Annotated in this window: 9 protein-coding genes, 4 pseudogenes and 1 riboswitch; of the genes and pseudogenes, 5 read left to right on the forward strand and 8 right to left on the reverse strand. The window is 38.9% G+C overall.

Annotation, left to right across the window (positions count from 1 at the left end; genetic code table 11):
• Nucleotides 1–32: 32 nt before the first annotated feature.
• A pseudogene (locus tag MAQA_RS05370) lies at nt 33–645 on the forward strand (lysostaphin resistance A-like protein).
• Between the two features lie 33 nt (nt 646–678).
• Here MAQA_RS05370 and MAQA_RS16080 read toward each other — a convergent pair.
• Both MAQA_RS16080 and MAQA_RS16085 read right to left on the reverse strand, forming a co-directional pair.
• A pseudogene (locus MAQA_RS16080) lies at nt 679–1,032 on the reverse strand (O-methyltransferase); the annotation flags it as partial.
• 77 nt (nt 1,033–1,109) lie between these two features.
• Nucleotides 1,110–1,349, reverse strand: coding sequence for an O-methyltransferase (locus MAQA_RS16085; RefSeq protein WP_052008480.1), 240 nt, complete (start codon nt 1,347–1,349; stop codon nt 1,110–1,112).
• 234 nt (nt 1,350–1,583) lie between these two features.
• Here MAQA_RS16085 and MAQA_RS05380 point away from each other — a divergent pair, with 234 nt between their 5' ends.
• The 4 genes from MAQA_RS05380 (at nt 1,584) to MAQA_RS15420 (ending at nt 6,241) form a co-directional block, all read left to right on the forward strand.
• Complete coding sequence (locus MAQA_RS05380; RefSeq protein WP_036072028.1) at nt 1,584–3,770, forward strand: ATP-dependent Clp protease ATP-binding subunit; 2,187 nt, start codon at nt 1,584–1,586, stop codon at nt 3,768–3,770.
• 165 nt (nt 3,771–3,935) lie between these two features.
• On the forward strand, nt 3,936–4,988 hold the full coding sequence (locus tag MAQA_RS05385; RefSeq protein WP_036072030.1) for an acyltransferase family protein: 1,053 nt from the start codon (nt 3,936–3,938) through the stop codon (nt 4,986–4,988).
• 247 nt (nt 4,989–5,235) lie between these two features.
• Nucleotides 5,236–5,532: a VanZ family protein gene (locus MAQA_RS15415; RefSeq protein WP_277619944.1), complete on the forward strand. Its 297-nt coding sequence runs from the start codon at nt 5,236–5,238 to the stop codon at nt 5,530–5,532.
• Nucleotides 5,504–6,241, forward strand: a complete 738-nt coding sequence (locus MAQA_RS15420) for a VanZ family protein (protein ID WP_052008482.1) — start codon at nt 5,504–5,506, stop codon at nt 6,239–6,241. The genes MAQA_RS15415 and MAQA_RS15420 overlap by 29 nt, the downstream gene beginning before the upstream one ends.
• Nucleotides 6,242–6,355: 114 nt before the next feature.
• Here MAQA_RS15420 and MAQA_RS05395 read toward each other — a convergent pair.
• The 6 genes and pseudogenes from MAQA_RS05395 to MAQA_RS05420 form a co-directional block, all read right to left on the reverse strand.
• Nucleotides 6,356–7,691, reverse strand: a pseudogene (locus tag MAQA_RS05395) (TrkH family potassium uptake protein).
• Complete coding sequence (locus tag MAQA_RS05400; protein WP_077913558.1) at nt 7,679–8,506, reverse strand: TerC family protein; 828 nt, start codon at nt 8,504–8,506, stop codon at nt 7,679–7,681. The pseudogene MAQA_RS05395 and the gene MAQA_RS05400 overlap by 13 nt, the downstream one beginning before the upstream one ends.
• Nucleotides 8,507–8,606: 100 nt before the next feature.
• Nucleotides 8,607–9,372, reverse strand: a pseudogene (locus tag MAQA_RS05405) (TerC family protein).
• A 27-nt stretch (nt 9,373–9,399) separates the two neighbouring features.
• Nucleotides 9,400–9,563, reverse strand: a riboswitch (yybP-ykoY riboswitch).
• A 70-nt stretch (nt 9,564–9,633) separates the two neighbouring features.
• On the reverse strand, nt 9,634–11,085 hold the full coding sequence (locus MAQA_RS05410) for an amidase (RefSeq protein WP_036072032.1): 1,452 nt from the start codon (nt 11,083–11,085) through the stop codon (nt 9,634–9,636).
• A gap of 92 nt (nt 11,086–11,177) precedes the next feature.
• Nucleotides 11,178–12,746 carry a peptide chain release factor 3 gene (locus tag MAQA_RS05415; RefSeq protein WP_036072037.1) on the reverse strand — a complete coding sequence of 523 codons (1,569 nt, stop codon included), beginning with the start codon at nt 12,744–12,746 and terminating at the stop codon, nt 11,178–11,180.
• A gap of 106 nt (nt 12,747–12,852) precedes the next feature.
• The gene (locus MAQA_RS05420; RefSeq protein WP_036072040.1) at nt 12,853–13,323 is read right to left on the reverse strand and encodes a glutathione peroxidase; all 471 of its coding nucleotides are present in this window, start codon (nt 13,321–13,323) and stop codon (nt 12,853–12,855) included.
• Between the last annotated feature and the right edge of the window lie 13 nt (nt 13,324–13,336).

Here is a 13,336-nt window from a genome sequence, read left to right on the forward strand (position 1 = left end):
AGGGTAGAAATGTTTGAAGAGGTGTTATCGTGATTAGAAGCAACCGAATAGATTTTAAATTAATCCTTGGATTAGTGCTTGCAGCTGGATTAATTTTCGTTACATTCAACTATACCAAGAGTTTTTGGTATATGTACGGAGCAGCTATGCTATTTTTACTTAGTTTTGGAATTTTTAATGTGAACTTAAGCAAACAATCTTCTGTCTTAAAAGGACTCATTCCTGCTATTTTTTCAGCGGTCATTTTGTATATTGTATTCTACATAGGTGCCTTTATTTTAAAATTTATGCCATTTGGTTTAAATAGCGCCGTTCATTCTGCCTTTAATAAATTTTCAACGGACAATTGGATCATTTGGATTTTAATGATCATAGCCATTGTTCCAGGAGAGGAAATTTTTTTGGCGTGGCTTTGTTTTACAACGTTTATTAGATTCTTATGCAACTTGGTTTGCCATTTTAGTTTCTACTTTACTGGTTACATTATTCATGTGTTTCAGTGGTAATCCCGCACTAGTTATCGGCATTTTCGTTGCTTCTCTTTTCTGGAATTTGCTTTACGTTTGGCGGCGAAGCCTTATTATGTTGTACCTATCGCACTTACTTTTTGTCTTCATCTTACTTGCCGCACTTCCAATTTACTAAAGCCTTCCACTTTGGAAGGCTTTTTTTTTAATTCTACTTAGTAACAATCGAAAGACTGAATCCATCAATTCCCTTGATGCCAATAGTCGCTATCGCAACCGATTCAAGCGAGGACTCTGCAGCTATTTTTTCTAAATATTGCTGAATTCCTATGACACGTTCATCTGAAGAATTTTCATTTAGAATTTCACCTTCTCGAATAATATTATCCGCGATGATTAAACTGCCAGTTTTTGCAAGTTGAAGACTGTAGTCAAGGTAAAGTGGATTATTCGCTTTGTCGGCATCAATGAAGATGATATCAAATGGTTCGACATTCTCTTGAACAAGCTTCATAAGACTATCCTTAGCTTCACCAACTAATAAACGTATTTTTCGTCTATAGGGGCTTTCTTCAAAATTTTTTGTGAGCTACTTTTGCAATTTGCGGATCATACTCTAATGTCACAACTTCACTAGAATCATCATCTAATAGCCCCTTCGCAAAAAAAAAGCGTACTATAACCAGCTAGCGTCCCTATTTCAAGCACTCGCTTCGCTCCGCTTAATTTTGTTAAAAAATATAAAAATTGACCTTGTGCTGGTGAAACTTCAATAGATGGCACTCCCGCCTCTTGACTATTTCGAAGCGCATTGACAAGAAAATCATCTTGTTTCACTAAAAGTGACGTTAATTTTTCATCTACTTTTGCAAATTTATCCAACTTCTTCACTCCAATCTTTCTACTCAACTGAATTATAGCATTTCCACTCGTACATTGTTATTGTCTAGAATCCTAGCACTAACTTTTTTTTTAGTTAATAAGAAAAAAATTCGAGCAAAACACTTGAAAGTCAGAAAAGGTCAGTGTATAATAAAAACACAAGGTCAAAGATAGTCAAAGTCAAAACTAATCTTTGAACCCATTATTTACTCTTCCAAAGGAGGAATTTAATTTATGTTATGTCAAAATTGTAAACAGAATGAAGCACGCATTCAGTTATATATGAATATAAATGGTCAGCGCGTTGAGATGCCGCTTTGCGAGTCTTGCTACGCTGAACTTAAAAACCGTAATCAAGCTAATCTGCAAGGCGGATTTGGTTCTTCCCCATTTGACGACTTTTTCCGTCAATTAAATGGAAACATGGATCCAAACTTCGGTGCAGAAAGAGATGCAAATCGTGAAAGACAAAGTCGAGTTCAAACACAAGCAGCAGGAAACGGTGGAGGTTTACTTGATGAATTTGGTACCAATTTAACAGATCTTGCTAAAAATAATAAGCTGGATCCTGTCATTGGTCGTGATGAAGAAATCAAGCGGACCATTGAAATTTTAAACCGTCGGAATAAAAACAACCCTGTATTAATTGGGGAACCTGGTGTTGGTAAAACCGCTGTCGTAGAAGGTCTGGCTTCGGCAATCGTTGAAGGCAAAGTCCCAAATAAACTACTAGACAAAGAAGTGATTTTACTTGATGTCGCGTCTCTCGTATCAGGAACTGGTATCCGTGGTCAATTTGAAGAACGAATGAAAAAATTAATTGAAGAACTCACTGAACGTAAAAACACGATTCTATTTATTGATGAAGTGCATACCATCGTCGGTGCAGGTTCTGCTGAAGGTTCAATGGATGCCGGGAACATTTTAAAACCAGCTCTTGCAAGAGGGGAACTTCAAATGATTGGGGCTACTACTTTAAATGAATACCGTAAAATTGAAAAAGATGCTGCCCTTGAACGTCGGTTCCAACCTGTCATGGTGGACGAACCTTCTAAGGAAGCTACTTTAACTATCTTGGAAGGCTTAAAAGATCGTTATGAAGATTTCCATGAAGTCGCTTATTCAGAAGAAAGTTTACAAGCAGCTATTGATTTAAGTGCTCGCTATATTCAAGATCGTCATTTACCGGATAAGGCCATTGATTTGATGGATGAAGTCGGTTCAAAATATAACCTTACGATCGAAAAAATGGATGACAAAGCGGTTGCTGAACGACTTGAACGTCTGGAAAATGAAAAAGAAACAGCGCTCAAAAATGAAGACTATGAAAAAGCTGCAACGGTTCGAGATGAAATGACTCGCTTGAAGGAAAACAAAAATGCATCAGGTGTCTCTGAACGCCCCGTTATTCAAGCTTCGGATATTCAAGTTCTGATTGAAGAAAGAACAGGAATTCCAGTTGGTCGTCTCGAACAAGATGAACAATCGAAAATGAAAGATTTAGAAGCTCATTTAAATGAAAAAGTTATTGGGCAAAAAGAAGCCGTTCAAAAAGTTGCGAAAGCAATTCGTCGTAGTCGGGTTGGTTTGCAAGTGAAAAACCGCCCAATCGGCTCCTTCTTGTTCGTCGGCCCTACCGGGGTTGGTAAAACAGAACTTGGCAAAACGTTAGCAAATGAATTATTTGGTTCAGAAGATGCGATGATTCGTCTTGATATGTCTGAGTTCATGGAAAAACACAGCGTTTCTAAACTCATCGGTTCACCTCCAGGTTACGTAGGTCACGATGAAGCTGGTCAATTAACTGAAAAAGTTCGTCGTAATCCTTACAGCATTTTATTACTGGATGAAATGGAAAAAGCACATCCTGATGTACAACATATGTTCTTACAAATCCTAGAAGATGGTCGTTTGACAGATTCACAAGGTCGGACCGTAAGCTTTAAAGATACGGTTATTATCATGACAAGTAATGCAGGAACGGGAACTCATGAAGCTTCTGTTGGTTTTAATACAAGTAGCGATATTCAAAAACTCGAAAAAAGTTCGGACTTGTTAAACCGACTTGGCTACTATTTCAAACCTGAATTCTTGAACCGGCTAGATAGTGTCATTGAATTCAATAGTCTTGAAAAAGAAGACTTGATGCAAATCGTAGACTTGATGATCACCGATTTGAACGAAATGTTACAACAAAACGGTATGCACATTGAAGTTTCTGAAGATGTGAAGAAAAAATTGATCGATCTAGGCTATGACGCTGAATTTGGTGCTCGTCCGCTAAGAAGAACCATCCAAGAACACTTGGAAGATCAAATTGCGGATGCAATGATCGATTCAGATGATGTCTCAAGTCTAACCGCAACACTCGATCAAGATGGTAATATTCAAGTTTCAGCACTTGAACATGTTGTAAAATAAGTTACTCAAACCCCTTAGCAAAAGCAATTTGCTAAGGGGTTTTTTTTATGATTTAATAAATTATTCATCGTTTTGTCATTGGATTGTCGGTTTATTGTTACTTCAATATGAGAAAATATATAGTAACCGACTCTATACATAGAAAGGAATGTGCGGTGAATTTTTATGACTGAAAACAAACTTGTTAAACCACGCGACTATTATTTTGATAATGCGAAATTTATTCTTATTTTTCTAGTTGTGTTTGGGCATCTCTTGCAACCCTTTGTCGCCGAGCACGACAGCGTACGCATCTTGTACAGTATGATTTATACTTTTCATATGCCAGCTTTCATTTTAATTTCTGGCTACTTTGCCAAAGGTTTTAGAAAATCTGGGTATTTAATGAAAACGATGAAAAAGCTCATTTTGCCTTACTTACTTTTTCAATCCATTTATTCTGTATTTTATTATTTCTTACTTAGTGAAGATCGTTTTTCACTTACATTTCTTGATCCAGAATGGTCTCTTTGGTTCTTACTTAGCTTGTTTTTCTGGAATTTAATGCTTTACGTTTTTTCTAAATTAAAGCCTGTTACTGCTCTCTCTATTGCTACTTTGATTGGACTTCTGGCAGGTTATGTAGATTCAATTGATGGGTACTTAAGCTTATCGCGGACTTTTGTTTTCTTCCCATTTTTCCTAGCTGGATTTTTCCTAAAAAAAGAACATTTCCTGTATCTGCAAAAAAATGCAGCTAAAATCATTGGTGGGGCTATCTTTATAGCGATTCTTGGAATCGTTTTGGTAAGTCCCGGACTCGATGAAGACTGGTTCCTAGGCTCTAAACCTTATGGCGAATTTGTTGATGCTAAAGTGCTCGGATTATTAATGCGCGTTTTGATTTATGCTATTAGTTTTGCAGCGATTGCAGCTTTCTTTACCTTTGTCCCCAAAAGACAGTTCTTCTTTACAAAATGGGGTAAAAACACGCTTTATGTTTACTTGTTGCATGGCTTCTTTATTAAATCATTCCGTGAAGCCGGGATGTCAAACATCAGTTATAACTTTGAAACTTTCTTCATTTTAATCGTGCTGGCCTTCAGTTTAACGGCTTTGTTATCCACAAATATTGTTACAACTATTGTCCAGCCCGTTGTAGAACTGCGGATAAATAAAATCAAAAAACTTTTTTGCAGCGAAATAAAAGTTTTTCCCATGAAAGTTACTAAGTTGTAGCATAGTCAAAATGAATATTTTACGTTAAAATAAGTTTGCCGCTTGTTTCTCTAGCGGCAAACTTATTTTTTGTAAAGGGGATTTCTATCGATGTCTAGTTACTTATTTCCAATTGAAGTTGCACTTATTTTATTTCCATTTCTCGCTTTATTGCTTACAATCCCCTTCGCGATCTATTCGTACCGAAAATTTGGTAGTATCACATTTATGCGTGTGTTTTATCCTTTTTACTTTTATTTTCTACTTAATGGCTGCCTTTTTCTTAACTTTGCTTCCTCTGCCAGAAACGCAAGATGTTATTCACATAAAAGCCCCGGTCCCTCAACTTGTCCCCTTTACTTTCGTACAGGAGTTTCTTAGCCAAACCGTTTTAGAGTTCTCAAAGCCAGCAACTTATTTGCCAGCTCTCGCACAAAACGTTGTAATTCAACCACTTTTTAACGTTTTCTTACTTTTTCCGCTCGGAGTTTATTTACGTTATTACTTCCGCACTTCGTTCATAAAAACGCTTATTATTGCTTTTTTTAATCTCGCTTTTCTTTGAAGTCACACAATTAACTGGAATTTATGGGATCTATCCGCATGCTTATCGTTTATTTGATGTAGATGACTTAATGCTTAATACACTTGGTGGGATTATCGGCTTTTTAATGGCTCCTTTGTTTACATTTTTCCTTCCATCACGGGAAGCTATGGATTCTTTAAGCAGCCAAAAAAGCGAGCGCGTCAGTTACATTCGTAGATTCCTAGCATATTTAATTGACTGGTTTTTCATTGGAATTATCGGTTTTCTGCTAACTTCGATTCATCTAATCCCCAAACGAGCAGTATCTAACACTGTAGAGGTCAGTTACGAACATATTCTTTATGATATCGCGATTATTTTTCTCTACTTTGTTTTTCTGCCAACCATAACAAATGGCTTTACACCAGGAAAATGGATTGTACGTATAAGAATTGCAAGCGTTGCAGGAACACGAGTGAGCTTTTGGCAATTATTAGGGCGTTACACCCTTTTCTATTATTTACTTGGTGGACTTATTTTAGTTCCGCTCAATCAACAAGTTCAAGAAATCGCTACCCCACAAATTCGTTTAATTTTATTCTTTATTTCGTTTTCAGCGCTTTTCTTATTTGCACTGCACTTGATCATAAATTTTTTCCGAAAAGACAACCGATTGTTCTATGAAAAAATGAGTCATACAGTTTCAGTAAGTACATTTAAGTCGAAAATGCCAGAAATCGATCATTAAAAATAAGGTCAATTAGCCAAAAATAAAAGAACAGAGTCATCAAACATACCATTTTTGCAAAGGGCATCATTGAATGATTCTGTTCTTTTTTGTTTTATGTCCCAAACTCATTTTTTAGCCGGTAATAATTTTTTTCTTTCGGCAAGCGAATCGCATTTTTAGGTTCATTTTTATTGCGCAAGCTAAGCATAGAATACATAATCCCAACGCGCCCAATAAACATCAGTAGGATAATAATAATCTTGCCCGCGAGACTCAAGTTTGGCGTGAGTCCAAGTGACAATCCACAAGTTCCAAAAGCAGAAAAGACTTCAAAAATAATTTCAATTAAGGTCGCCTGTTCCGTTTGTGCAAGCAAAATAATCGAAGAAAAGCAAAGAATTCCCGCAAACAAAGTGACAGCCAGTGACTTCCGAACGTCTTCTTGATAAAGCTCGCGACCAAAGACATAAATGTGATTTCTGCCACGAATCACTGATACTAAAAATAAAATCACAATGGCAAAGGTTGTAGTCCGAATCCCGCCCCCAACAGAACTTGGTGAAGCTCCAATAAACATCAAAATGGAAACAACAATTAGCGTTGGAATCGTGAGCGAACCTGAATCAATCGTTTGCAAGCCAGCACTTCTCGATGTGGCAGAAAGAAACATCGAGTTGAAGAAGCCTTCTGCTACACTTCCCCCTTTGAAAAAATGATTGTATTCCATCAGCCAAATAAGTAAACCGCCGACAACAAGCAAAGCCATGTAAGTCACCGTTGTGACTTTGACAAACAAAGAAAAACGGAAGGGATAAAGGGAATTCTTTTCAAACAAGAAACGGCGTGTTTCAAGCAATACTGGAAAACCAATCCCCCCAGCAATGATGAGCAAAATCGAAATGAATTGGACAAAATAGTCGTTTACAAAAGGCATAAGCGAGTTTCCTGTAATGTCAACACCGGCGTTTGTTACAAGAGATACGGAATTATATAAGCCTTGAAACATCGCTTCTCCAAAAGTTGGATAAAACGGAATAAAATAAAGTCCTAAAACAACTGCACCCACGAGTTCGATGCCAATGATCAAAAACAATATCTCACGCAACATTCGCACCATACCACTCATGGTATATTGATTCGTATCCGTCATAATTAACTGGCGTTGCTTTAAGCCGATTTTCCGCCGTAAAATTAAGTAAAAGAATGTGCTCAACATCATGACACCAAGTCCGCCGAGCTGAAAAATTCCCATTAACACCCAGATGCCTGCTGTACTATAAATTTGTCCGACATCAATTGTTGCAAGACCGGTCACACTAACAGAACTTGCCGCTGTAAATAAAGTATCAATAAAAGATACATGTACCCCTGGCATTTGTGTAAACGGCAAACTTAAAAGAATAGTCGCTATTGTTACCGCGAAAAAATAATACGTAATGATAATTTGAACAGGCGTCATGCGTGACAGAATAATACGCACTTTATTGCGGATATTTTTATTTTCGAGATAAAGTCTCTTTGCTTTGTTTTTTTTTCTTTTCTTCTGGCAATGATATAACCACCTAACCCAATTATTATCATAACGGACCAAAAAACAGCTTTCCATGCTGTTGTTTCAGGAAAATGTTCATTTAAAATGCCTACAGCCGGATGTGAAAGGGTATAAATCGCGAGCTTAATTCCTACCCAACCCACAATTAGAAAAGCTGCTGTTTCTAGTGTTGGATAACGTTCTAGGAGTTTCACAACTTGAGTAGCTGCAAACCGAATCACAACAAGGCCAGCGAGCCCCCCAAGGAACATCACAATAAACTGACCGCCGTTCATTCCTCCAATATGGAAATCTCCAAAGTCTGGAAGCGTCATAGCAAGGGCAGCCGCGGCAAGCATCGAATCAAGAGCAAAAGCAATATCAGTTAATTCAACACGAAACACAGTTCCCCAAAAAGAGACCGATTTTTTAGATGTTTCTTCGACTTCGTTTTCCTCTTTTTTCCCTCGTTTTAAGTCTACAATATGTTTAATCGCAAGGTAAAGCAAATAAAGTGCACCAATTGCTTGAATTTCCCAAATCTTAACAAGAAAGGAAATTAAAAAGAGCGCGATGAAACGAAAAACAAAGGCACCAAGTAGTCCATAAAACAAGGCTTTACGTTGTTTGTCGTGTGGTAATCCCTTTACGATAACAGCCATGACAACCGCATTGTCTGCTGAAAGAACACCCTCTAAAACGACAAGAACCACAAACACCCAAGCATATTCTGCTAGAATCGAGAAGTCCAATTTACTCCACCAACATTTCTATATAAATTTAAGAAGGTTGTACGCTTTTTTCGTACATACCTTCTCATTTTATACTTTTTATTTGTCCTTGTTAAGCTTTTTATGACTGATTTTGTTTTTTCTTTTGTCGAACAGAAATGAGCCAACCCCATACAATGATTAGGATCATCACACCCCAGAAAATGAACTTCCATAATTTTGATTCTGGAAAAGCATGTGGAATGATCGCAAGACTTTCATGCGATAATGTATAAATAACAAGCTTCACGCCTACCCAGCCAACAATGAGAAAGGCTGCCGTCTCAAGTGATGGATAATTTTTGAGTAGCTTGACAAATTGCGTTGCCGCAAAACGAATAATGATAAGTCCCACTAATCCACCAAGGAACATCACAATGAACTGGCCTGTATCAATTCCGCCAATTTCTCCCCAGCCGGTTCTTGGGAGTGTAATCGCTAGGGCAACAGCCGCAAGCATTGAATCAATCGCAAAAGCGATATCTGCTACTTCGACCTTCAAAACGGTCATCCAGAAGCCAGAACCACTTTTTTGTTTCGTTTTATCGGCATTTTCTTTCCCTTTCGCATGTTTCACAATGTGGCTAATGGCAATGTAAAGTAAATAAATCGCGCCAAGCGCCTGCACTTGCCAAACGTTTGCCAAAAAAGGAGATCAAAAAGAGTGCCGTAAAGCGAAATACGAAAGCTCCGAGTAGTCCATAAAAAAGAGCTCGTTTTTGTTGTTTTTCCGGTAAATGTTTGACCATTACGGCCATGACAACCGCGTTATCAGCGGCAAGGATACCTTCAAGTCCAATTAAAACAAGAAGCACCCAGCCGTATTCAAGTAGCATTGCAGTATCCAATAGAAATCCCCCTTCATTTTTAACTTTAACAGCTCGAGTGAGGATAAAAAAAGCGAGACCTCACCCGGTTTATGGGCAAAGGTCTCGCTGACATGTGACATGTTAATAAAACCGATGAATACGCCGTATCCATGTAATGACGATTTTATCCTGATTCCTAAAAATCAGTGCTACTCCCCTTTGACAACTGTCAAAAAGTTTATCAAATTTTACTTTGTTATCATAGCATGTGAATTTGTGAAAGTCAATCTTTACTTCTTTTTATTTATAAGCCTGTGGAAGCTTGAATTGCTCCCTTTCTTCTAATATTTTTCCAACTAAAAATAGTAAATCTTCTCTTCCTTTCGAAGCCATGAATTGTACTCCAAGCGGAAGACCTTCTGTTGTCACATGGGTAGGTAAGCTAATTGCCGGCTGTCCTGTTAAATTGGCAAGTTGTGTGTAAGGCGAAAGGGTTAGGCTTTTTTCAAACATGGCATCAATTAAATCTGCTAGTTCCCCTTCATTCAATTGACCTGCCATCTGTAGTTGTGCGCGAATCGCATCACTTTGCAAGTCTTGATCAATTTTCGGCGCTTGAAAAGCAGTAGTTGGCGTTAAAAACAAATCATAGTGCTTGTATAATGTTTCCATTTCAAAAGCGGCTTGATCCCATAAGTTGAGAGCGCGCACATAGCTTTTTGCGGCAAGCCGTTCGCCGTATTGATAAATTCCCCACGTCATAAGTTCCATATCGCTAGGCTTCATCTTTCGCTGCAATTGCGCTTCAATTCCCGCAAACATGGCGGAAGTTTCAGCGCCATTCATCAAATAATAGCTAGCCATCAATTGCTCACCATCAACCGGATACGTTACTTCTGTAAGTTCATGACCGATTGATTGAAGCTCTTCACATACCTGTTTCACCGCTTGTTTCGCTTCAGTTGAAACAGAGGAATGGACAGGCGAAGTGGTCGAGTAAGCAATTTTCAAGCGTTTCGGAAGCGCGTGCGTCTCCCACTCTTCTCTTGGTGGATGGTACGGCGCCACTTTATCGTTTCCTCGCATCGCATAAAACAGCTTTTCAGTATCTCGCATTGATACAGTTAGGGCGAAATCAATGGATGCACCTTGCCAGCCACGAAAGCCGCCTGGGCCATTCGGCATCGCGCCGCGAGTTGGCTTTAACCCAATTAGTCCGCTAAACGAAGCAGGAATCCGAATTGAGCCCCCACCGTCACTTGCGCCTGCAATAGGAAATAAGCCACTTGCGACCGCTGCGGCTGCGCCTCCACTTGAACCACCCGGCGAATGGTCTAAATTCCAAGGATTTCTCGTTGGACCATAAAGTACGGGATCTGTGATATTCTTAAATCCAAACTCTGGTGCATTCGTTTGCCCAGCAGGAATAAAGCCAATTTGTTCCAATTTATTTGTAAAATTAGACGTTTGCGCTGAACGATTCTCTTTGAACAAACGCGAACTAAAAGTAGATTTCCAACCTGCCTTTTCTTGCCCTAACATTTTAAGCGGAATGGCTAGCCCAGAAAACGGTGCTTCTTCTGTTATCGTAAAGTTTTGCGCAGCCTTTAACAAAGCATCAAAATCCCATTCAACTAAAGCATTCAAATCTGGATTCTTTTGCGTCACTTGTCGATTTAATGCCGTGTAATACTCCGGTAAACTCAACTCTTTCTTTTTCCACTTCTGAACCCAGTATGTAGCATCTTTCACTGTCGTAGCCCCCTTTTTTTGGTCTTATTCTGTTTCCATTATAGCATAGCAAAAAAAAAACGCCGCTAAAAAGCGACGTGGTTAAATCTTCATTAAAGCAATGCAGTTAGTTCAATATCTGGATTTTTATCTCTAAACCAGTTGATCGCAAATTCATTTTCAAATAAGAATAACGGCTGATCGAACCGGTCCTTCACAAGCATGTTTCGAGCGGTAGAAAGTTTTTCATCCACATCTTCCTCACGAATCCAACGAGCAATTTTCTTCCCGATAGGCTCCATGATAATCTCTGAATTATACTCATTGCGCATTCGGTGTTCAAATACTTCAAATTGAAGTTGACCCACAGCACCAATGATGTAATCTTCCATTCGCCAAGTTTTAAAAAGCTGAATTGCCCCTTCTTGCACAAGCTGTTCAACACCTTTATGAAAGTGCTTTTGCTTCATGACATTTTTTGCGGAAACTTTCATGAAAAGCTCTGGTGTAAACTGTGGTAATTTAGGAAATGCCATCGTTTTACTTCCACTTGAAATCGTATCCCCAATTTGATAGTTTCCGGTATCATATAGCCCAATAATATCGCCAGCAACCGCACGTGTTACATTTTCCCGGTCATCAGCCATAAATTGCGTAGAGTTCGCAAGCTTCATTTGCTTTCCAGTCCGTGTTAGCGTAACCGCAATCCCTCGTTCAAATTCGCCCGAACAAATTCGTACAAAAGCGATTCGGTCCCTATGAGCAGGATTCATATTAGCTTGGATTTTAAATACAAATCCACTGAAATGAGGATTCTCAGGAAGTAATTCACCTTCACTCGTTTCATGCGGAGACGGGGCTGGGGCAAAATCAACAAAAGTTTTAAGGAACGTTTCCACACCAAAGTTCGTGAGTGCACTTCCAAAAAAGACAGGTGTTAATTCTCCAGCGGCAATCCGTTCGCGGCTAAATTCATTTCCCGCTTCATCGAGTAACATTATTTCTTCAAGCGCTTGAGTGTAGTAACTTGAATTTTGAATAGGGTGAGCTTCTTTTAAATCACCATCTTCACCGAGTGGAAGGAAGGTTTCGCCTTCCTCAGCGCGGTAGCGTTCAACAACGCCATGATAACGATCATACAAGCCCATGAGTTCTTTCCCCATTCCAATTGGCCAGTTCATCGGGTAGGATTCAATCTCAAGCACTTCTTCTAGTTCTGACAAAAGTTCAAGCGGCATTTTTCCTTCCCGGTCCATTTTATTCATAAACGTAAAGATTGGAATCCCGCGCATGCGACAAACTTTAAAGAGCTTAATCGTTTGCGCCTCGATTCCTTTCGCAGAATCAATAACCATTACAGCTGCATCAACAGCCATCAGTGTCCGGTACGTATCCTCACTAAAATCCGAGTGTCCCGGTGTATCTAAAATATTAATCCGAAAACCTTCATAATCAAATTGCATCACAGAACTTGTCACAGAAATCCCACGCTGTTTCTCGATTTCCATCCAGTCACTCGTTGCGTACTTTCCTGTTTTTTTACCCTTTACAGTACCCGCTTGACGAATGGCGCCACCAAATAGCAAAAGTTGCTCCGTGATAGTCGTTTTTCCGGCATCCGGGTGAGAAATGATCGCAAAGGTTTTGCGTGTTGCTACTTCTTTTTGCAAATCCTGACTCATCGTTCCAATTCCTCCTCGATTTCTTCACATTTCATTAGTATATCATAACTGAAACCAAAAAAATACGACTAAAATCAATTAGTCGCATTAGAAAAATCCTTCTTCATTACTTTGCTAGCGCCGTTTGGATAGTTGCTTCAATCGCTTCTGGCTTCGTTTTTGAAGAGAAACGTTCAACAATATTCCCATCCCGGTCTACTAAAAATTTGGCGAAGTTCCATTCAATTTTCTTGCCACCGGTTTCCTTCACCAAATACTTATAGAGAGGATCCGCTTCTTTCCCGTTTACTTTAATTTTTTGGAACATCGGAAACGTGACGCCATAATTTCGTTCACAAAATGCTAAGATCTCTTCATTCGTTCCTGGATCTTGCCGTAAAAACTGGTTGCACGGGAAACCAAGGATTTCAAGTCCTTCATTTTGATAGGTCTCATAAAGTTTCTCAAGTCCTTCAAGTTGAGGCGTTAAACCACATTTACTCGCCGTATTGACAATCAAAATAACCTTGCCCTTAAACGTGTCAAGCGTTATTTCTTCACCTGCCATGGTCGTTTCTTTAAAATCATGAACATTCATTTTTCGCCATCTC

Origin of the sequence: Listeria aquatica FSL S10-1188, assembly GCF_000525795.1 — a bacterium.
GTDB lineage: Bacteria > Bacillota > Bacilli > Lactobacillales > Listeriaceae > Listeria > Listeria aquatica.